Here is a 277-nt window from a genome sequence, read left to right on the forward strand (position 1 = left end):
GAAACCGACGTCGACCCACGTAAAGCGGCTGTAGCGGCTGCCATTGCCCGTGCGAAAGCCAAAAAAGCGGCGCAGGCGCAAACTGAGCCTGCGGTTGAAGCACAAGTCGAAACCGAAGTCGACCCGCGCAAAGCGGCTGTAGCGGCGGCAATAGCCCGTGCGAAAGCCAAAAAAGCGGCACAGGCGCAAACTGAGCCTGTGGTTGAAGCTCCAGTTGAAACCGACGTCGACCCACGTAAAGCGGCTGTAGCGGCTGCCATTGCCCGTGCGAAAGCCA

At 60.3% G+C, this 277-nt stretch carries 1 pseudogene; it reads left to right on the forward strand.

Going from position 1 to position 277, the window contains the following annotated elements:
* Positions 1–277, forward strand: a pseudogene (locus AC4IFO_RS23185) (electron transport complex subunit RsxC); the annotation flags it as partial.

The sequence above is a fragment of the Providencia sp. UF-224 genome, from assembly GCF_058245955.1.